This is a genomic window from Rhizobium sp. N122, assembly GCF_002211295.1.
Lineage (GTDB): Bacteria > Pseudomonadota > Alphaproteobacteria > Rhizobiales > Rhizobiaceae > Rhizobium.
Window position 1 is genome coordinate 317,208 of the sequence record NZ_LOKU01000001.1, and the last position, 19,033, is coordinate 336,240.

General features: G+C 63.2%; 18 protein-coding genes and 1 pseudogene. 11 read left to right on the forward strand and 8 right to left on the reverse strand.

The genetic code is table 11. The features are described from left to right. Window positions 1-230: 230 nt before the first annotated feature. Window positions 231-1,130 (reverse strand): AraC family transcriptional regulator, encoded by a 900-nt coding sequence (locus ATY75_RS01390; RefSeq protein ID WP_088936152.1) that lies wholly within the window; start codon window positions 1,128-1,130, stop codon window positions 231-233. A 224-nt stretch (window positions 1,131-1,354) separates the two neighbouring features. On the opposite strand from ATY75_RS01390, the gene ATY75_RS01395 reads away from it, so the two are divergent. From ATY75_RS01395 to ATY75_RS01430, 8 genes and pseudogenes are all read left to right on the forward strand, one after another. Beyond that, entirely contained in the window at window positions 1,355-2,818 is a 1,464-nt protein-coding gene (locus ATY75_RS01395; protein ID WP_088936153.1) for an aldehyde dehydrogenase, read from the forward strand. Between the two features lie 68 nt (window positions 2,819-2,886). Further along, window positions 2,887-4,184: pseudogene (locus ATY75_RS01400) on the forward strand (ABC transporter substrate-binding protein). 6 nt (window positions 4,185-4,190) lie between these two features. Further along, complete coding sequence (locus tag ATY75_RS01405) at window positions 4,191-4,943, forward strand: ABC transporter ATP-binding protein (protein ID WP_012555840.1); 753 nt, start codon at window positions 4,191-4,193, stop codon at window positions 4,941-4,943. Continuing rightward, the gene (locus tag ATY75_RS01410) at window positions 4,940-5,668 is read left to right on the forward strand and encodes an ABC transporter ATP-binding protein (protein WP_088936154.1); all 729 of its coding nucleotides are present in this window, start codon (window positions 4,940-4,942) and stop codon (window positions 5,666-5,668) included. The genes ATY75_RS01405 and ATY75_RS01410 overlap by 4 nt, the downstream gene beginning before the upstream one ends. Next, window positions 5,665-6,579: a branched-chain amino acid ABC transporter permease gene (locus tag ATY75_RS01415; RefSeq protein WP_088936155.1), complete on the forward strand. Its 915-nt coding sequence runs from the start codon at window positions 5,665-5,667 to the stop codon at window positions 6,577-6,579. The genes ATY75_RS01410 and ATY75_RS01415 overlap by 4 nt, the downstream gene beginning before the upstream one ends. Further along, window positions 6,576-7,601, forward strand: coding sequence for a branched-chain amino acid ABC transporter permease (locus ATY75_RS01420; RefSeq protein ID WP_088936156.1), 1,026 nt, complete (start codon window positions 6,576-6,578; stop codon window positions 7,599-7,601). Before ATY75_RS01415 ends, ATY75_RS01420 begins: the two co-directional genes overlap by 4 nt. 36 nt (window positions 7,602-7,637) lie before the next feature. Next, entirely contained in the window at window positions 7,638-8,423 is a 786-nt protein-coding gene (locus ATY75_RS01425) for a coniferyl-alcohol dehydrogenase (protein ID WP_088936157.1), read from the forward strand. A gap of 22 nt (window positions 8,424-8,445) precedes the next feature. Continuing rightward, window positions 8,446-9,891 (forward strand): aldehyde dehydrogenase, encoded by a 1,446-nt coding sequence (locus ATY75_RS01430; protein WP_064844752.1) that lies wholly within the window; start codon window positions 8,446-8,448, stop codon window positions 9,889-9,891. A 123-nt stretch (window positions 9,892-10,014) separates the two neighbouring features. On the opposite strand, the gene ATY75_RS01435 is transcribed toward ATY75_RS01430, so the two are convergent. From ATY75_RS01435 to ATY75_RS01445, 3 genes are all read right to left on the reverse strand, one after another. Next, the gene (locus ATY75_RS01435) at window positions 10,015-10,590 is read right to left on the reverse strand and encodes a chemotaxis protein (protein WP_245317520.1); all 576 of its coding nucleotides are present in this window, start codon (window positions 10,588-10,590) and stop codon (window positions 10,015-10,017) included. 296 nt (window positions 10,591-10,886) lie between these two features. Continuing rightward, entirely contained in the window at window positions 10,887-11,726 is an 840-nt protein-coding gene (locus tag ATY75_RS01440; protein WP_088936159.1) for a hypothetical protein, read from the reverse strand. Next, window positions 11,723-12,016 carry a hypothetical protein gene (locus ATY75_RS01445; protein WP_088936160.1) on the reverse strand — a complete coding sequence of 98 codons (294 nt, stop codon included), beginning with the start codon at window positions 12,014-12,016 and terminating at the stop codon, window positions 11,723-11,725. Before ATY75_RS01445 ends, ATY75_RS01440 begins: the two co-directional genes overlap by 4 nt. Before the next feature lie 64 nt (window positions 12,017-12,080). Here ATY75_RS01445 and ATY75_RS01450 point away from each other — a divergent pair, with 64 nt between their 5' ends. Genes ATY75_RS01450 through ATY75_RS01460 form a run of 3 tightly spaced genes read left to right on the forward strand, consistent with a single transcriptional unit; the run spans window position 12,081 to window position 13,668 of the window. Continuing rightward, on the forward strand, window positions 12,081-12,602 hold the full coding sequence (locus ATY75_RS01450; RefSeq protein ID WP_088936161.1) for a DUF4142 domain-containing protein: 522 nt from the start codon (window positions 12,081-12,083) through the stop codon (window positions 12,600-12,602). 5 nt (window positions 12,603-12,607) lie between these two features. After that, window positions 12,608-12,919, forward strand: coding sequence for a cupredoxin family copper-binding protein (locus ATY75_RS01455; RefSeq protein WP_088936162.1), 312 nt, complete (start codon window positions 12,608-12,610; stop codon window positions 12,917-12,919). 38 nt (window positions 12,920-12,957) lie between these two features. After that, window positions 12,958-13,668: an RNA polymerase sigma factor gene (locus ATY75_RS01460; RefSeq protein ID WP_088936163.1), complete on the forward strand. Its 711-nt coding sequence runs from the start codon at window positions 12,958-12,960 to the stop codon at window positions 13,666-13,668. A 45-nt stretch (window positions 13,669-13,713) separates the two neighbouring features. Here the strand turns inward: ATY75_RS01460 and ATY75_RS01465 are convergent, their stop codons facing one another. The 4 genes from ATY75_RS01465 to ATY75_RS01480 are packed head-to-tail and all read right to left on the reverse strand — an operon-like array spanning window position 13,714 to window position 18,998. Then, on the reverse strand, window positions 13,714-14,415 hold the full coding sequence (locus tag ATY75_RS01465; protein ID WP_088936164.1) for an aldolase/citrate lyase family protein: 702 nt from the start codon (window positions 14,413-14,415) through the stop codon (window positions 13,714-13,716). Between the two features lie 10 nt (window positions 14,416-14,425). Further along, on the reverse strand, window positions 14,426-15,235 hold the full coding sequence (locus ATY75_RS01470) for an SDR family oxidoreductase (protein ID WP_088936165.1): 810 nt from the start codon (window positions 15,233-15,235) through the stop codon (window positions 14,426-14,428). Window positions 15,236-15,246: 11 nt separating this feature from the next. After that, a complete protein-coding gene (locus tag ATY75_RS01475; protein WP_088936166.1) occupies window positions 15,247-16,923 on the reverse strand; it encodes a hydantoinase B/oxoprolinase family protein in 1,677 nt (558 codons plus the stop codon). Between the two features lie 11 nt (window positions 16,924-16,934). Beyond that, window positions 16,935-18,998 carry a hydantoinase/oxoprolinase family protein gene (locus tag ATY75_RS01480; RefSeq protein WP_088936167.1) on the reverse strand — a complete coding sequence of 688 codons (2,064 nt, stop codon included), beginning with the start codon at window positions 18,996-18,998 and terminating at the stop codon, window positions 16,935-16,937. Window positions 18,999-19,033 lie beyond the last annotated feature (35 nt).

A 19,033-nucleotide genomic window follows, 5' to 3' on the forward strand; every position in this document is an offset into this window, starting at 1 on the left:
GCATCGATGTCGGTTCCCAATCTGCATACATACTTCGGGCCGACTCCACGGCACGAGCGCAAATGTCCGTTTTTCGTGCTGGGTGTCCTGGGAACGGACAGGCAGCAAGCGGCCCCAAATCCGTCACTCTTTTCCCGCCGGGTCAACGACTGCTCCTGGCCGGAGCATTGTAGTCCTATAGCGGCTTGGGATTCGACATCAGCATGATTTGCGATCCAATAGCCCCGAGCCTAAGGCCAATCCGCATAACCCGAGGACAGCATGCTGTTTTCCGAGCCGGCGGAGGCGCGGGCGATGTCGCGGTAGCCGGCGGGGGAAAGGCCGGTCTTGCGTTTGAAGAAATGACTGAAATAGGTCGGGTCGCGAAAGCCGAGGCTGTCGGAGATTTCCTGGATATTGCGGGCTGAGCGCTCCAATCTGAGCTTTGCCTCCTGCACCACCCGCTCATGCAGAAGCTGGATCGGCGAGCGGCCGAGCGCCCTCTGGCAGATCGCATGAAGCCGGTCGGCGGTGACGCCCAGTTCTGCGGCATAGTCGCTGATCGGCCGATGCCGGCGGAAACCGGCCTCGACCAGTTGCCGATATCGCTGCAGGATCGATCCGGTTTCGCCCTGCCCGCGCGGCTCGTTTCTCTCGCCGCCGGAACCGCGCCATAGCGTCATCAGGATCAGCCGCATATAGGCCGACGCCACCATCCAGGAGGAGCGGGAAGGATCGGCGAGTTCCCGCACGAAGCCCGAAATCAATGGACTGATTTCGGCCACCAGCAAGGGGTCCGTCGCCTCCACCAGCTTGCGCTGCTCGGTGAAGATGCGCAGCGAATAGGATTCCACCTTGTCGCCGATCGCGTCGACCATGACCTGCGCCGAGGCTCCGACGAGATGGGCCGCAGTTCCGGCAAAAATCGACAGGTCGCAGCCGGCCTGCGGCGGCAGGAAGGCAAGCAGCGGCCCCTGCAATATCCGATCTTCGCCATTGTCGAAATGAAGCTCGGCTCGCCCCTCCCCGAGCAGCAGGAAATGATAGAAATCGGCATAGAGTCCCTTTTGAAGACGGATGCGTCGATGCGACAGCGACGGCGCATGCCATTCGCCCCTGGCATAATGATGAATACCGCCGTCCGTCATCAACGCCTCTCCTCCGCTTGCCACTAAACATAGCGGCAATCACCGGATAATTACAATATTAACCCAATAAATCGCATTCCATCCACGATCGATCGGCGTAACCTGATCGTCATCAGCCTTTGGGAGGAGGCATTCCGACAGACGCGGCAACGCTAAGACAGCCTTCAGGCTGCTGCGTCCGCGCGTCTTCTCCCCCTGGCAACAATGCAAGCGCTGCTTCGCGGCGGATGGGGACAACGGTGTTTTCGGCAAAGCTGATGATCAATAACGAGGCGATGGAGGCTTCCCAAGGGGCGACCTTCGAACGCATTGATCCGCTGACCGGCGATGTCGCAACGGTCGCGTCGGCGGGATCCGTCGCCGACATGACGCGGGCCGCCAATGCCGCCGCTGCCGCCTTTCCCGATTGGTCGCAGACAGGCCCCGTCGAACGGCGCCGGCTGCTGAATGCCGCGGCCGATCTGCTGGAGGCCCGCACGCCGGAGCTTACTGCCGCCATGACCGGGGAAACCGGCGCAACTGCGCAATGGGCGGCGATCAATTGCGGGCTCGGCGCCGAAATTCTTCGCGAGGCGGCGGCGATGACCACGCAAATATCAGGCGAACTCATTCCGTCGGGCATTCCCGGCAGCCTCGCCATGGCCGTGCGCCAGCCGGCCGGCGTCTGCGTTGGCATCGCCCCCTGGAATGCGCCGATCATTCTCGGCGCCCGCGCCGTCGCCATGCCGCTGGCCTGCGGCAACACGGTCGTGCTCAAGGCCTCCGAACTCTGCCCGAAGACCCATGGCCTGATCGGCGACATCATGCGCGACGCCGGCTTCCCGCGCGGCGTCGTCAATGTCGTCTCCAATGCGCCGGGCGATGCCGCCGCCGTCGTCGATGCCTTGATCGCCCATCCGGCCGTGCGCCGCGTCAATTTCACCGGCTCCACCCGTGTCGGCAGGATCATCGCCGAATCCTCGGCAAGGCATCTGAAGCGCTGCCTGCTCGAACTCGGCGGCAAGGCGCCGTTCATCGTGCTTGCCGACGCAGATATCGACGAGGCGGTCAGTGCCGCCGCCTTCGGCGCCTTCATGAACCAGGGTCAGATCTGCATGTCGACCGAACGGATCATCCTGATGGACGAGATCGCCGGCCATTTCGTCGGCAAGTTCAGGACGAAGGCGGCCGCCCTCGTCGCAGGCCATCCCGGGGAAGGCAATACGCCGCTCGGCACGCTGATCAATGCAGAGGCCGTGCGCCGCGTCAGGTCGCTGATCGACGATGCCCTGCAGAAGGGCGCGGTCCTGGTCTGCGGCGGCGAGGCCCACGGCACGCTGATGGATGCGACCGTCATCGACCACGTGACGCCGGCCATGCGCATCTACCGCGAGGAGAGCTTCGGGCCGGTCGCGGCGATCATCCGGGTCGGCAGCGTCGACGAGGCCGTAACGGTCGCCAACGACAATGAATACGGGCTTTCGGCCGCGGTCTTCAGCGCCGATGTCAATGCGGCGCTTGCCGTCGCCATGCGGCTGGAATCCGGCATCTGCCACATCAACGAAGCCACGGTTTCCGACGAGCCGCAAATGCCCTTCGGCGGCGTCAAATCGAGCGGCTACGGCCGCTTCGGCGGCAAGGCGGCGATCGACGAATTCACCGAGCTCAGATGGGTCACCATGGCATCGGGAAAACGGCAATACCCGATCTGAACCACAGCTCGGCCGGAATGAACAGCGAAACGGGCGGGAGGCCCGCATCGAGAGGGAGGAATGATTTCATGAACGGAAAATTCAACGCGGCGACACTGACCCGCCGCTCTTTCATTGCATCGGCCGCGGCAGGCAGCGCGGCACTGGCGCTGTCCGGCCGCACGGCTTTCGCTGACGGCGACACGCTGAAGGTCGGTTTCATCAGCCCGCGCACCGGCCCGCTCGGCGGCTTCGGCGAGACGGACGGCTATGTGCTGGACCTCGCGCGCAAGGCGTTGGCGAACGGCCTGCAAGCCGGCGGCAAGACCTGGAAGGTGGAGATTCTCGACGAGGACACCCAGTCCGATCCGTCGCGCGCCGGCCAGCTCGCGAAGGAGCTGATCAACAACCAGGCGGTCGACCTGATGCTCGCCGTGTCGACGCCCGCATCAATCCGGTTGCCGATGCCTGTGAGGCGGCCGGCGTTCCCTGCCTGTCCACCGTCATGCCCTGGGAGGCCTGGTATTTCGGCCGCGGCGCCAAGCCGGGCGCGCCCTCCCCGTTCAAATGGACCTATCATTTCGGCTTTGGCGTTGAAGAATTCCACAAAGCCTATGTTTCGCAGTGGAACCTGATCGAGACCAACAAGAAGGTCGGCGTCATGTATCCGAACGACGCCGACGGCAACGCGATCCGCGCCCATCTGGCGCCGGCCCTTGCCAAGGCCGGCTTCACCATCGTCGATCCCGGCGCCTATGAAACCGGAACGACCGATTTTACCGCGCAGATCGCTCTCTTCCGGCAGGAGGGCGTGGAGATCTTCAACTCCTTTCCGATCCCGCCCGATTTCGCCGCCTTCTGGCGTCAGGCCGCCCAGCAAGGCCTCACCCAGCAGATCAAGATCTGCCAGGTCGCCAAGACGGGCCTGTTTCCCTCCGACATCGAGGCGCTCGGCGATCTCGGGATGAACATCGGCAGCGCCGCCTACTGGCACAAGGCCTTCCCTTACAAATCCACGCTGACGGGCGTGTCGGGAACCGAACTCGCAGACGGCTATGAAACGGCAAGCCGCAAGCAGTGGACGCAGCAGTTGGGCGCCAGCCTGGCGCTTCTCGATGCCGGCTTCGATGCGCTGAAGGCGAGCAGTGACGTCAAGAGCAAGGAAGCCGTCGCCAAGGCGATTTCCACGCTGAAAACCACCACGATCGCCGGCAAGGTCGATTTCACCAGCGGTCCCGTCGCCAATGTCTCGCCGGGGCCAATCATCGGCACGCAATGGGTGAAGGCGCCGGAAGGCTCGAAATTCGCGCTCGACTATGTCGTCACCGAAAACGCCACCGATCCCAATGTCCCGGTCGGCGCCAAGCTCATCGCTTATAACGGGTAACGCACGGTGCAGCAGCTAGCTCAAAATCGGCCGGGAGGAGCCTTTCTCTCGGCCAAAGGGATCCACAAGCAGTTCGGCGCCCTCGTCGTCCTGGAGAACCTGGACTTTTCCATGGGCGATGGCGATGCGGTCGGCATCGTCGGGCCGAACGGCGCGGGCAAGACCACGCTGCTCTCCGTGCTCGCCGGCGCCTTCCCGCCAAGTGCCGGTACCATCACCTTCGACGGCGCCGACGTCACTGGCCGGACGGCGGCGGAGCGCTGCCGGTCCGGGCTGGTGCGGACCCATCAGGTGCCCAAACCCTTCAGCGGCATGACGACCTTCGAAAATGTCTTCGTCGCCGCATCGCACGGCCATGCCGCAAGCCGCGACGAAGCCTATGAGCGTGTGGTGGATTCGCTTTCGCTCTGCGGCATGCTTGGCGTCGCCAACCGCCCGGCCGACACGCTCGGCCTTCTCGATCGCAAACGCCTGGAGCTTGCCCGTGCGCTTGCTACGCAGCCGCGGCTGCTGCTGCTCGACGAGATCGGCGGCGGCCTGACCGATGGCGAGGCGAGCGAGCTCGTGGAAACCATCCTCGAATTGCGCCGCCGCGGTATCGGCATCGTCTGGATCGAGCATATCGTTCATATCCTGCTGCAGGTGGCGGAACGGCTGATCTGCATGGATGCCGGCCGGATCATCGCCGATGGCGAGCCGAAAGCGGTCATGAGCAATGCTGAGGTGGTCAAAGCCTATCTCGGAGGGACGCCGGCATGAGCCTTCTCTCCATCCGCGACCTCGACGTCCGCCACGGCCTGCTCCAGGCGGTGCGCGGCGTCAGTTTCGATATCGTCAAGGGCGAGGTGCTGGCGCTGGTCGGCGCCAACGGCGCGGGCAAGACGACGCTGCTCCGATCGATCGCCGGCGCCCACCTTCCGTCTGCCGGGCACGTTCTTCTCAACGATGAAGACCTGGCCTCCGTGCCTTCCCACAAACGGATCGCCAAGGGCATCGCTTTGGTGCCGGAAGGCCGGCGGCTGTTTTCACAGATGACGGTCGAAGAGAACCTGCTTCTCGGAGAGAGCTGCGGCCGCAAGGGCGAGTGGAGCATCGACCGCGTCCTCGACGCCTTCCCGAACCTCAAACCCCGCCGCTATGCCAAGACAGGGCACCTCTCGGGCGGCGAACAGCAGGCGACCGCCATCGGCCGTGCGCTGATGAGCAACCCGGATATTCTGCTGCTTGACGAAGTCTCGCTCGGGCTTTCGCCGCTCGTCGTCGACCGCGTCTATGCCCAGTTGCAGGCATTGCTGACCTCGGGAACAACCATCGTGCTCGTCGAGCAGGACCTTGCCCGCGCCATGAGCGTCGCAAGCCGTGTCGTCTGCATGCTGGAAGGACGCATCGTGCTCGACCGGCCGGCTGGCGCCGTCACCCGCGAACACGTCACCCAGGCCTATTTCGGGCTGCACCGGGCAGCCGGCGAAAGGAGCCCATCATGATCAACTCCCTCATCCAGGGTATCCTGCTCGGCGGCTACTACGCCGTCATCGCCTGCGGCCTTTCCTTCATGTTTTCGGTCATGCGGATCATCAATCTCGCCCATGGCAGTCTGGCGGTCGCGGCCGCCTACGGGCTGTGGCTGCTCGCCGCCAAGGCCGGCATCCCGCCGTTTGCCGGCCTGCTGATCGTGCTGCCCGTCATGGCGGTGATCGGCTGGCTGCTGCAGCGCTTCATCCTCGAACGCAGCGCCCGCGGCGGCACGCTGCTGCCGATCCTCACCACTTTCGGCGTGTCGATCGTCATCGACAATCTGCTGTTCGAACAGTTCGGCGCCGATACACGATCGCTCGCGCCCTTCATCGGCAACCTTTCCTATGCGTCCTGGCAGCTGCCGGGCCACATCTTCGTCGGCAAGCTTGCCGTGATGATGATGGTGACGGCGGTCCTCCTTCTCGGCGCGCTGCAGTTTTTCCTCAGCCGCTTTGCGCTCGGCCGCGCCATCCGCGCCACGGCCGAAGATCCCGATACGGCGGGGCTGGTCGGCATCGATGCGCGCCGGGTGAATGCCGTCGCCACCGCGATCACCATGGTGACGATCGGGATCGCCGGCGCCTTTCTCGGAATGCGGGCGACGTTCAGCCCCTATGCCGGCGGCCCGCAGCTTCTCTTCGCCTTCGAGGCGGCCGTGATTGGCGGAGCGGGATCGCTCTGGGGCACGCTTGCCGGCGGCATCATTCTCGGCCTCGCCCAATCGCTCGGCGCACAGCTGCACCCGCAAGGCTTTCTGATCGGCGGCCATGCCGTGTTTCTGCTGGTCCTTTTCGTCAGGCTGTCCCGCTTCGGCATGCCTCAACTCGACAAGCTCGGCGCATTTCTGAATTTTCGCGCCCGTCTTCGGAGCCCGACATGACATTCGTCTCCAACGGAATATCGATAGAGCGCTGGACGAGAGCTTCGCGGCTGGCGCTTGGCTCGATGGCCGCAGTGCTTGCCCTGCTGGCGCTCGCCCCCGCCGTGCTCGGCGCCGGCGCGATCGACAGGCTGACGGCCCTCTTCATCTACGTGATCCTTGCCGCCATGTGGAATGCGCTCGCCGGTTTCGGCGGGCTGGTCTCGGTCGGCCAGCAGGTGTTCTTCGGCCTCGGCGCCTATTTCACCATTCGCCTCGCCGATGCCGGGCTCGACCCCTTCGTCTCGGTCTTTGCCGCCGCGATCGTGACCGGCGCGCTGTCGATTCCGCTTTCGCTCTTCATGCTGCGGCTGAAGGGCGGCGAATTCGCGATCGGCATGTGGGTCGTGGCCGAGCTCGCCCACCTGCTCGTCAATCTCGACCGGCTGATCCAGGGCGAAACCGGAACCTCGCTGATCTCGCTCAACCTCTATGACAGCGGTATGCGGCGGGCAACGATCTACTGGCTTGCGCTCGCGTCCATGGCGGCCCTGCTCGGCGCCCTCTTCATGCTGATGCGCAGCCGCGCCGGTGCCGCCATGCAGGCGATCCGCGACAATGAGGAGGCGGCGACCTCGGTCGGCGTGCGGGTGACCGCGACCAAGAGGCTGCTCTTCGTGCTCGCCGCCTTCGGCATTGCGATCGCCGGCGGCCTGTGGCTGGCGACCGCCACCACCTTCCAGCCGAAGACCTATTTCAGTGTCCAGTGGACGGCCTACATGATCTTCATGGTGCTGGTCGGCGGGATCGGCAAGTTCGAAGGCGCCATCCTCGGCGCCATCCTGTTCTTCCTCATCGAGACCTTCTTCGGCGGAGCCGGCGTCTGGTATCTGATCGGCCTCGGCGCCACCGCCCTGATCTTCTCCCTCTACCTCCCACGCGGCCTCTGGGGCGAAGTCGGACGCCGCTTCGATTTTCAGCTTCTGCCCGTCGGCTACCGGCTGAAACTGCCCGGTCCGATCAAGATCAAATGGAAAGAATGAGCCCGTCTCCAGTTTCTCTTGCGAAAGGTGACATCCATGCTTTTTGGTAAAACGATCCTGGTAACAGGTGTAGCGTCCGGCATCGGCGCGCGCACGGCGGAACTGGCCGGCCAGATGGGCGCCGAGGTGATCGGCGTCGATGTCCGCGAACCGGCGAATGGAAGTGCCGCCTTCATCAAGGGCGATCTATCCACGCCATCGGGCGTAGCCGAGATCGCTGCACGGCTCCCGGCGCGGCTCGATGCGCTCGCCAATGTCGCCGGCCTTTCCGGCAATACCGGCGTCGTCTCGACGCTCGCCGTCAATTTCTACGGCCTTCGCGCCCTGTCGGAAGCCATGGCGCCGCGCCTGCGCGAAGGCGGCGCCATCGTCAACGTCGCCTCGATTGCCGGCTACGGCTGGCGCGCCAATCTCGATCGGGCAAAGATCCTGACCGGCATTGAAGGCTTTCCCGATGTCTCGGCGGTCGCCGCCGAACATGGCCTCAGGGACGAGGAAGGTTATCCGCTTTCCAAGGAGCTGCTGCTGCTCTGGACCATGCGCGCGGCGCACCAGCCCTTGTTCAAGAACCGCGGTATCCGCGTCAATGCGGTAAGCCCGGGGCCGGTGGAAACGCCGATCCTCAAACAGTTCCGCGCCGTGCTCGGCGATGCCAGGGTCGACAGCGACATCACCCGCGTCGGCCGCGCCGGCACTGCCGCCGATATCGCACCCGCCGTGCTTTTCCTCTGCTCGGATGGCGGGCGCTGGATCAACGGTGCCAATCTTGCCGTCGACGGCGGCCTCGAAGCATCCATCAATGCCGACGTCCTCGGCTTCTAGTCATTATCAAAGGAGACCCACGATGAATATTTCCCTCCTGATCAACGGCGCGGACCGCCCGGCCTCCGACGGCCGAACCTATGACCGCATCGATCCCTTCACCGAAAAGCTCGCCAGCCGCGCCGCCGCCGCGAGCCTGGAGGATGCCGCCGCCGCCGTCGACGCCGCGTCCGCCGCTTTCGGCGCCTGGTCGAAGACCGGCCCCGGCCAGCGCCGCGCGATCCTGATGAAGGCCGCCGACATCATGGATTCCAAGGTGGACGAATTTACCCGGCTGATGATCGAGGAAACCGGTGCCACCGCGCCTTGGGCCGGCTTCAACGTCATGTTCGCCGCCAACATCCTGCGCGAGGCCGGCGCCATGACGACGCAGATTTCAGGCGAAATCATTCCCTCCAACAAACCCGGCACGCTCGCCATGGGCGTTCGTCAGGCTGCCGGCGTCTGCCTGGCGATCGCGCCCTGGAACGCGCCTGTCATCCTGGCGACCCGCGCCATCGCCATGCCGATCGCCTGCGGCAACACCGCTATCCTCAAAGCCTCCGAGCAATGCCCGGGCACGCACCGGCTGATTGCAACGGTGCTGACGGAAGCCGGCCTGCCGGCCGGCGTCCTCAACGTCATCACCAATGCGCCGGAAGATGCACCTCAGATCGTCGCCGCGCTGATCGCCCATCCGGCCGTCAAGCGCGTCAACTTCACCGGATCGACCAAAGTCGGCAAGATCATCGCCGAGACCTGCGGCAAGCACCTCAAACCTGCCCTTCTCGAGCTCGGCGGCAAGGCCCCGCTGGTTATTCTCGACGACGCCGATATCGACGGCGCGGTCAATGCCGCCACTTTCGGCGCCTTCATGCATCAGGGGCAGATCTGCATGTCGACGGAGCGGATTATCGTCGATAGCTCGATCGCCGATCAATTCGTCGCCAAACTCGCCGCCCGCGCCAGCCAGCTCCCGGCCGGCGACCCGCGCGGCCATGTCGTGCTCGGCTCGCTGATCAGCCTCGACGCCGCCAAGAAAATGGAGGAGCTGATCGCCGACGCGACGGCCAAGGGCGCAAAACTCGTGGCCGGCGGCAAGCGCTCCGGCACCGTGGTCGAGGCGACGCTGCTCGATCACGTCACGCCTGATATGCGCGTCTATGCGGAAGAATCCTTCGGCCCGGTCAAGCCGATCATTCGCGTCTCGGGCGAGGAGGAAGCAATCCGCATCGCCAACGACACCGAATACGGCCTGTCATCCGCCGTCTTCAGCCGCAACATCCAGCGGGCGATGGCGGTTGCGGCGCGGATCGAATCCGGCATCTGCCACATCAACGGCCCGACCGTGCACGACGAGGCGCAAATGCCCTTCGGCGGCGTCAAGGGCAGCGGCTACGGCCGCTTCGGCGGCAAGGCGGCCATCGCCGAGTTCACCGATCTGCGCTGGATCACCGTCGAGGATTCCGCCCAGCATTATCCCTTCTGAGGGGCGGCAAGGTTTCCGCTGGGGACGGCAATCGGCCCGAAGGTTGAGCGCGCCACGGCCATCCCGGTTGTGGCGCGATCAGAATTTGGGCCGGTGACATTCGCCGCTGCCCGCCGCGACCCTTCAGACCGAGGAACCGCGCAGAGCCTCGGCAAGCTTCAGCCAGAGATCGTGGGGCGGCGAGGGAACCGACCGCGAATCTTCGTCGGAGGCCCGAATATCGGCGACAACCGCATTTACTCTCACCGCCGCCATCATCCGCCGAAATTTTGTGGCCTTGTCCGTGAACCGCTCCGAGCCGCGCTCGCCCAGCACCGTGCGGATCGTTGCGACGGCCAGATTGAAATTTTTCTGCAACGGCCTGAACGCCCCACGGTGTTTGTCCCGCATGCCGACGCGGAGATCCCCGTGGGCGAAGGCCGCCATCGCATCGTTGAAGTCGGAGAGATTGTCGTCGATCGATGAAATCAGTTCATTGAGTAGCGCGGCCGAGCGGCGAAGATCCGGATCGGTGTAGTCGGCATTCATTCGCCGCGTCAGATTTCCATCCATGGCGGCATTGGCGAATGCTGCGATTTCAGCGCAGAATTTGGCTTTTTGATCTACCGGATCGAGATCGCCGATATCCCGGCCCTGATAGGTCGTATTCGGTCCGGAGCCGTTCATTGTTTCGACCACAGACGCCGAGCCTCTGCGCATGCATCGCCGCCGGACTTGCGGTGGATCATAAGGGCATAGATGCCTTGCACCATATCGTATTTCCTGCTGACCGATTGCATCGCTGCTATGTGTGAGCGAAACCGGCCCCCTGCCAAAACAGGACCATCCAAGGCAGCAACGCTTTAAAAAAGTCCTTCCTTGCCTCTAAAGTCGGATATTTGCCGCGCAGAACGGACAGCGTCAGCGTGTTTTGACCATGATCCAGCAGCCTGTAGGCTCCGATCGCCGCAGCCGGTTCGATGCGCAGCCTCGACCACCATTCCGATCAACTCCTCCTATTCGACCCGCTTCAAGTCTTTCGGAACGCCATATCCCGATCCGTCGTATTGCAGCCGGTGTTTGTCGATCGTCGTCTTGTCTTCGCTGTTGCAACTATTATCCGTTCCGACCGTATCGACGGATGTCGTCGTCTTCTCGGTGACGACGATGTCGGCAACCGCAGCTTTCGCTGACGGAACCATCGAAAGCGTGCGCGTCGTTTCACTAAACTCACCGGCACACACGGTATCCCATTCTCCATGAATCTCGCCGACGACAATGTTGTCGAGAACCGGATTCAGCTGATCACCTTCGATCGAGAAGAGCCATAAGGTGGTTTCACCAAATGGATTGGCGCGCGAGCTGCCTTCCAGCGAAACACGCAGACCGAAAGCCGTTTTCCCCGGAGCGAGCTGATAGCGTGCGGTATCGAAGGCGACGCTTCGTACTCGAACGGCGTCGTCGGACATAAATCCGTCAAGACGCAGCCGCTGCATTATTTTCAGGTTGGTGCTATCGGCGACCAGCAGTTCGATATCCCCTTCGTTTTCCGAATCCGACTGCTCTGTCATCAATGGGACCGCAATCAGCATCAGCTGGGGCTGAGCCGGCCAAACCCGGCAGATCACCGCATGCGGATCGCCATCAACACTATCGTCCTTGGGTAGCGTGATGGTTGCCCCCTCGAACAGAAGAGTACCATCGTCGGCATTTGTCGCGCTCGGATAGGCACGCCGAATGATGTCTGCCGCACGGCCGGCGCATTCATTCTGCCCCGCCGATGCCGCTGGAGCGCCGAGCCCTATCAGGACGATCGGTGCGACGAACAGGGTTCGGAGGCTCGAAAACCGCTTCATTCATCCTCCGCAAACCAAGCATCGTGCAGCATCATTAAGCCGCGGCGAATCATCCGGACGCGACCATTAGGCCCCCCCCGAAAAGCCTTGCGGATGTCCTCTGACTTCGAGCGCAAATGAGCAGTAGCCTCTTCGGTCACCTTCGCACAGACCAAGCATGACCTCATCGGTTCATCGGCATTCGTTTTTCTTATCATATCCGCGTGATCGACACGCACTTCGGGCAGGTTCCACTTGATCCTGGCGTCACGACAAATTTCCGGGAACCTTTTCGCCGCATCTGCATCCAATGTCTGCTTCCAAAGACGCGCCGGCGCTGCGGAAGGCATTCACACGACACAAGGGAGACAGATCATGTTGAAACAGATTTTCGGTGCAGCCCTGATAGCGGCCTCGATCGGCACGGTTTCACTCGCCGCCGATGCCAAGCCGACCGACCCTCAGATCGCCCATATCGCCTATACCGCGGGGCAGATCGATGTCACCGCCGCTGAACAGGCATTGAAGAAAAGCAAGAATGCCGAAGTCATCGAATTCGCCAAGACCATGGAACGTGACCACAAGGCCGTCAACGACCAGGCGCTCGCCCTCGTCAAGCAGTTGAAGGTGACGCCCGAAGACAACAAGATCAGCCAGTCGCTCTCGGCTCAAGCAAGCAAGGAGTTGAAGACGCTTGAGGCTCTCGACGGCGCGGCCTTCGACAAGGCCTATGTCGAAAACGAAGTCGCCTATCACAAATCGGTTAACTCAGCGCTTTCAACGGTGCTGATCCCCTCGGCTCAGAACAAGGAGTTGAAGTCGCTCCTGGAAACGGGCCTGACCCTGTTCAAGCAGCACCAGATGCATGCCGAGCATCTTGCCTCGATGATGAAGTAGTTGCGATGAACCTGCTGATGAAATCGCTGCCGCTGCTGTTCGTATTTTGGGTCGGGGCAGCATCGGCGGCAGAATATCAGGTCACCATCACGGGCATGAAATTCAGCGCGCCGCCTGCCGAACTGCATGTCGGCGATGTGATCATCTGGCGAAATGATGATATATTCCGGCATACGGCAACGGCGCGTGACAAGAGCTTCGATATCGACCTGCCGCCGAAATCGGAAGGCCGCGTGACGATCAGCCGAGCGGGAGCGGTCGACTTCTACTGCCGCTTTCATCCCGCCATGACGGGCACACTGGAGATCCGGCCATAGGCCGGGCTCCTGGAAAGACGGGGTAGCGGAGATTTTCCATGACAGCCATTCCGGTTCCGGTCACACGACATCGACCGCTCCCATCGGCACTTGCCGACGCCGACCTCGTGCCGCTGGCAAAAATCGGCGACGAGGTCGCCATCCGCGCCATCATCCAGCGTCACAATCAGCGGCTGTTCCGCACCGCGCGCGCCGTCATCCGCAATGATGCGGAGGCGGAAGATGTCGTCCAGGCGTCTTACATCAAGGCCTTCGCCAGCCTGTCGGCATTCCGGGGTGAGGCCGAGCTTTCGACATGGCTGACCCGAATTACACTCAACGAGGCGCTGGGCCGGGTCCGCGCGCAAAAGAACACCACCGGACTGGAGGAAATCGACATGCAGGCGACATCGGCGGGTGGCCAGGTCGTGCAGTTTCCATCCTCGTTATCGGCAACAGATCCGGAAACCGAGCTGTCGCGGAGCCAGGCGCGGCAATTGCTGGAACAGGCGGTCGACGAACTGCCGGATGACTTTCGCGCCATCTTCGTGCTGCGGGATGTCGAGGGCATGAGCACCGACGAGGCCGCATCCTATCTCGGCATAAGACCCGAAACCGCGAAGACGCGGCTGCACCGGGCGCGGAAGATGATGCGCCAGTCGATTGAAAAACGGCTGTCCGGCGCCTTCTCGGCGCTGTATCCCTTCGATGGCGCCCGCTGCGCTTTCATGGCCGACCGCGTCGTCGCGGCGCTTCGCCAGACCTCCTGATACGGAACAATGCCGCCATAGTGGCGGCGCGCCCATGCACCTGCACTATGAGGCGAGCGCCTGCCTGACGCCGGCGAGGCCGCGGCGCAGGAACGGGTCCGAGTGAATATAGAAGAACTGCACGCCCTTTTCCCGCCAGTGCGGCAGTTCCTCGGCGGTCACGAGCGTACCGGCAATCTTGCCCGCGGCGCGAATCTTGCCGACGGCGCGGGCGACCTCGTCCGTCACAGCTGCCGGGCGCGGCTCGCCGAACGGCGGAGCCGGCGGATAACCCATATCCTGGGAGAGATCGCCGGGACCGATGAAGAACACGTCGATGCCATCGACACGAAGCATCTCGTCCAGATTGGCGATCGCATCCTGCGCCTCGACCATGGCGATCACCAGCCGCTTTTCGTAATCGGATGGCAGGGCATAACGGACGGCATCGACAATCGCGCGCGCCTGTTCTGAAGTCTCGACCATCGGCACCATGATCCCATCGGCGCCGGCATTCAAATAGCGGATGATGACGGGACGTTCGTGCGAATGCGGGCGGACGATTGCAGCGCCGCCGACCGAGCGGACGATCTGGGAAGTCATCCTGACATCCTCGAAGCTCCAAGTGCCATGCTCGCAGTCGACGAAGACCGAATCCGCGCCCAGCTCCACCAGCCGGGCGGCCAGGCCCGAAGAGGAGTGGTGCGGCGTAAACATCGAGATGGCTTCGCCGGCCTGCAGCCGGGCGCGCAGCTTTGCGCCGTTCATGGTTGTCCTCCTATTTCCTTGATTTCGGCATGTCGGGCGTATCGGCTGGCGCGCCGACCCAGCGCGCGGTCTCGATATCGGCCGATGTGTCCCGCATGAAGGTCGGGCAGATGTGAAGCTCGGGGATGACGGCGCCCTTCTGCAGGCTTGCGCAGAGCGCGATTGCCCTCGCCACGTCATGCGGATCGAGCATCACGGCCCGCTCGCTTTCGAGCGGCGGCCGTGCGCGGTTGTCCATGATCGGCGTGTTGGTTTCGCCGGGAAGGATCGTCGTCGCCCGGATGCCCTGGTTTCGAAAGGTGTTGTGGACGAAAGTCATGAAGTTCTTCACCCCGGCCTTGGCAGCGCCATAGGCCGCCCCGCCCAGGAGGTTCGGATTGAGAGCCGCAAGCGACGAGACGGTGATCACCGTGCCGCCGCCATTGGCGATCATGTCGGGCAGAACCGCCTGGGTGAGGTTGAAGACGGCGGTCAGGTTGACGTTGACCGTGGAGTTCCACTCTTCTTCGCTGAGGAAACGCGCGTTCAGCACCTTGCTCGCGCTGCCGGCATTGTTGACGAGGATATCGACCGGGCCGATGCCGTCCGTGATCCACTTCACGCTTTCGAAGATTTCCGGCCGCGATTCGATGTTCAGAGGCCGGGTAAAGGCCTTGCCCCGCCGCTTCTCGATCAGCCCGGCGACCTCCCGCAGCGGCGCCATCCGGCGGCCCGTGAGAACGACGGTGGCGCCTTCCTCGGCAAGAAGGATCGCTGCCTCGCGACCGATGCCCGTTCCCGCTCCGGTGACGAGCGCGATCTTTCCGTTCAACAGGCCCATGATGGCTTCTCCTATTCCGCGGCCACCGCGGCCGCGCCCTTGTAGCCATATATAAGCTTTGCGGCCTTTGGGGTGATCAGGCCTTCGGCAAGGTCCTGCTCGATCAGCACGGCCGGGCGCTCGCTCACCCTGCCCCATCCACCGCCGCCCGGCGTTTCGACTTCCAGCCGCTCGCCGGTCTTCAGCACGACCTTGCCCTTTGGAAATTGCGGCTGGCCTTCCTTGCTGACCTTGCCCGGCGTGCCGTCCTGTCCGTCGACGACACCGAAGCAGGGATGCCGGACACGCTCGGATGCGAGATAGATGTTCATCGCCGAGCGTCCGAGATTGCGCAGGATTGCCCGCTGCCCCAAGCCGCCGCGATATTTGCCGGCGCCGCCGGAATCGGCGATGAGCTCCTTGCACTCCATCAGCACGGGCACGGCGATTTCGAACATTTCGACGGCGGTCACTTTGCAGTTCGATGGAAAGCTCAGCGTATCCAGCCCGTCGAATTCCGCACGCCCCCCCTGACCGCCATGGAAATTCTGCACGGATCCGTATTGCGAACCGTCATCCCGGCGGCCGACGCAGTTGGCCGCCCATATGGGGGCGCCGCCGCTGTCGCCCATGACCTTGTCGGGCACCACGCCTTCGAGCGCCCGGAAGATCAACGAGGGGATCGCATGGCCGATCAGGTTGCGGGAATTGCCCGCCGTCCACTGCTCCGGATTGAGAACGGAGCCAAGCGGAGCGTCGTCGGTGATCGGCGTGATGCAGCCCTCGTTGTTCGGCGTATCGGGATCGAGTAGGCATTTCAGCGCATAGACCGAATGGGCGTAGCGATAGTTGGTGCGGCAGTTGATCGAGTGGAGAACCTGATCTGATGTGCCGGCGTAATCCACATGGATGGCATCGTCGCCGACGATGACCGTCGCCTTCAAGATGATGTCGGTCTCATAGCCGTCCAGCGTCATCTGCGCCGAATAGCGGCCATTCGGCCACGCCTTGATCGCCTTGCGGGTCTGCGCCTCCGAGCGGGAATGGATCGCCTCGGCGAGGCCATCGACATCGTCGAGGCCATATTCATCGAGGAATTTCACCAGTTCGCGGCCCATGACATTGTTGGCGGCGATCATCGATTCCAGATCGCCCTGGACTTCGGTCGGCAGCCGCACCGATGCGGCGATGATGTCGAGAACGTCCTGATTGGGAACGCCGGCTTTGTGCAGTTTGACGATCGGGAAACGGATGCCTTCCTCGAAGATGTCGCTCGCCTCCGAATGAAGCGGCGCGCCGCCGATGTCAGGCAGATGAGCGATCGAGCCGGCATAGGCCACCACCTTGCCGTTCTTGAAGATCGGTGTGATCATCGTCACATCGGGCAGATGGCCGGTGCCGATCTCCGGATCGTTGGTCGCGAGAACATCGCCTTCGACAAGCGTTTCAGCCGGAAACTTCGGCAGGAAATATTTCTGGGCCGCGGCCGGCAGCGAGGTGATGAAGACCGGGATGGACCAGGTGCATTGGGCAAGCGCCCGCCCCTTGCTGTCGAGCAATACGGTGACGTAGTCGTGGTTCTCACGGACGATCGGCGAGAAGGCCGTCTTGCCGAGCACGTTGTCGGCCTGATCGGCGATGAAGATCAAGCGGTTCCACATGACCTGCAGATTGATCGGATCGTTGAAATCGGTAGCGGTCTTCGACATCGGAATTCGCCTTACTGAATGTTGATCACGAGGTTGCCGTTGGCATCGACGTGGAAGACGCCGCTTGGCCCGACGACGGCCGTGGATTCGCGCTGCTCGACGATCGCCGGCCCTGCGAATTCGCGCCCCACCGGAAGCCGGTAGTGGTCGTAGACAGGCGTGTCAGCATAGGCGCCGAGCTCCTGGAAATAGACCTGGCGCTGCCCCTTCAACGCATCGGCGGCATTGACTTCGTGAGGCCGGGTCACCCGATCCTTTTCGCCGCTGGCGCGAAGCCGCCAGGTGATGACCTCGACGGACGCGTTGACCGTCCGGCCGAACAGCTCGCGATAGAGCTTGTAGAAATTGGCGAGTAGCTGCTTGAGGAATTCCTGCTTCGGCAGGCCGCGATCGGGCAGAGCCACGGTGATCTCGTGCCCCTGGCCGACATGGCGCATGTCGACCGTGTAGCGGTTGGTGATCGTCTCCTTGGCGACCCCGGCGGCGGAGACCACCTCGGCGCCCTGCGCAGCCAGATCGTCCAGCAGACGGTCGACCGCCGCGACGTCCCAATTGTCGACCGGCATCGGATGACTTGCGGAGAGGTCGACGGCGACGGGCGCGATCAGCAGGCCGATGGCCGAGGTGACGCCTGCCCCCGTCGGGCAGATGATGCGCTTGATGCCGAGCTTGCGGGCGATGCCGTAGGCATGCACCGGGCCCGCGCCGCCGAATGCCACCATGGGCAGCGACCGCGGATCGACACCGAGATCGGTGGCATGCATGGCCGCCGCCTTGCTCATGGATTCATTGACGAGATCGTGAATGCCCCAGGCGCAGCGGTCGACGCTGACATCGAGCGATTTGGCAAGTGCGGCCATCGCTTCGCGCGCGGCGTCCTTCGACACCTTGAAGGAGCCGCCGACGAAGGACTCCGTCCCCATATAACCGAGCAGGATATCCGCATCGGTCACCGTCGGCTGCGTGCCGCCGCGCTGATAGGCAGCCGGCCCCGGCATCGCACCCGCCGAATGCGGGCCGACATCGAGAAGACCCAGCGGGTTCTTTGCCGCGATCGACCCGCCGCCGGCGCCGATTTCGATCATCTGGATCGACTGGATCTTCAGCGGGAAGCCGGAGCCCTTGCGGAAACGCTGATAGTGAGCAACCTCGAGGTCCGTCCCGACCGTCGGCTCGCCGTTCGGGATCAGGCAAAGCTTCGCGGTGGTGCCGCCCATGTCGAAGGAAAGCACGCTTCCCTCGCCGGCGATGCGCCCGAACTCGGCGGCGGCGACAGCGCCAGCTGCGGGACCGGATTCGATCAGGCGGACGGGAAGTTCGGCGGCGCGCCGGCTCGGTACCAGGCCGCCCGACGAGGTCATCCAGAGAACCTGGCGGTCGATGCCTTTCGTGGCGAATTCGCGCTGAAGATGGGCGACATGACCGGCCATTTGCGGACGGGTATAGGCATTGACGACCGTCGTCGAAGCGCGGTCGAATTCCCGCATCTCAGGGCAGACCTCCGACGACAGCGATACGAAAATATCGGGGTCTTCCTCACGCAGGAGGGCTGCCACACGCTGTTCGTGCTGCGGATATTTATAGGCGTGCAGCAGGCACACGGCGACGGAACGGATGCCCTTCTTCTTCAGATGCGACGCAATTTCGCGGACGGTCTCTTCCTTGAGTTCCGTCATTACCTCGCCATCGGCAGCGATGCGCTCGACGGCGCCATAGCTGTTCGACCTCGTGACCAGCGGATCCGGATATTTGATGTTGAGATCGTAGAGGTCGTAGCGGCCTTCGTTGCGGATGCGCAGCATATCCTGAAAGCCATCGGTGGTGATGAAGCTGGTCTCGACGCCCTTGCGCTCCAGCACGGCATTCGTCACCACCGTCGTCGCACCCAAGACCTGCAGACGTTCGATCGAGATGGCGGAGGAGAATTGTTCCAGGAGTTCCGACACGCCCTGCACGACCGCTTCCGCCGGGTTCTTCGGCGTGCTCAGCACCTTGTGCAAATGGAGATCGCCATTGTCATCAAGCAATGCGAAGTCGGTGAAGGTGCCGCCAGTGTCGAAAGCCAGTTTTGCCATGTTTCCCTCGAAGCAACCGTTGGTCTCATGCGTTT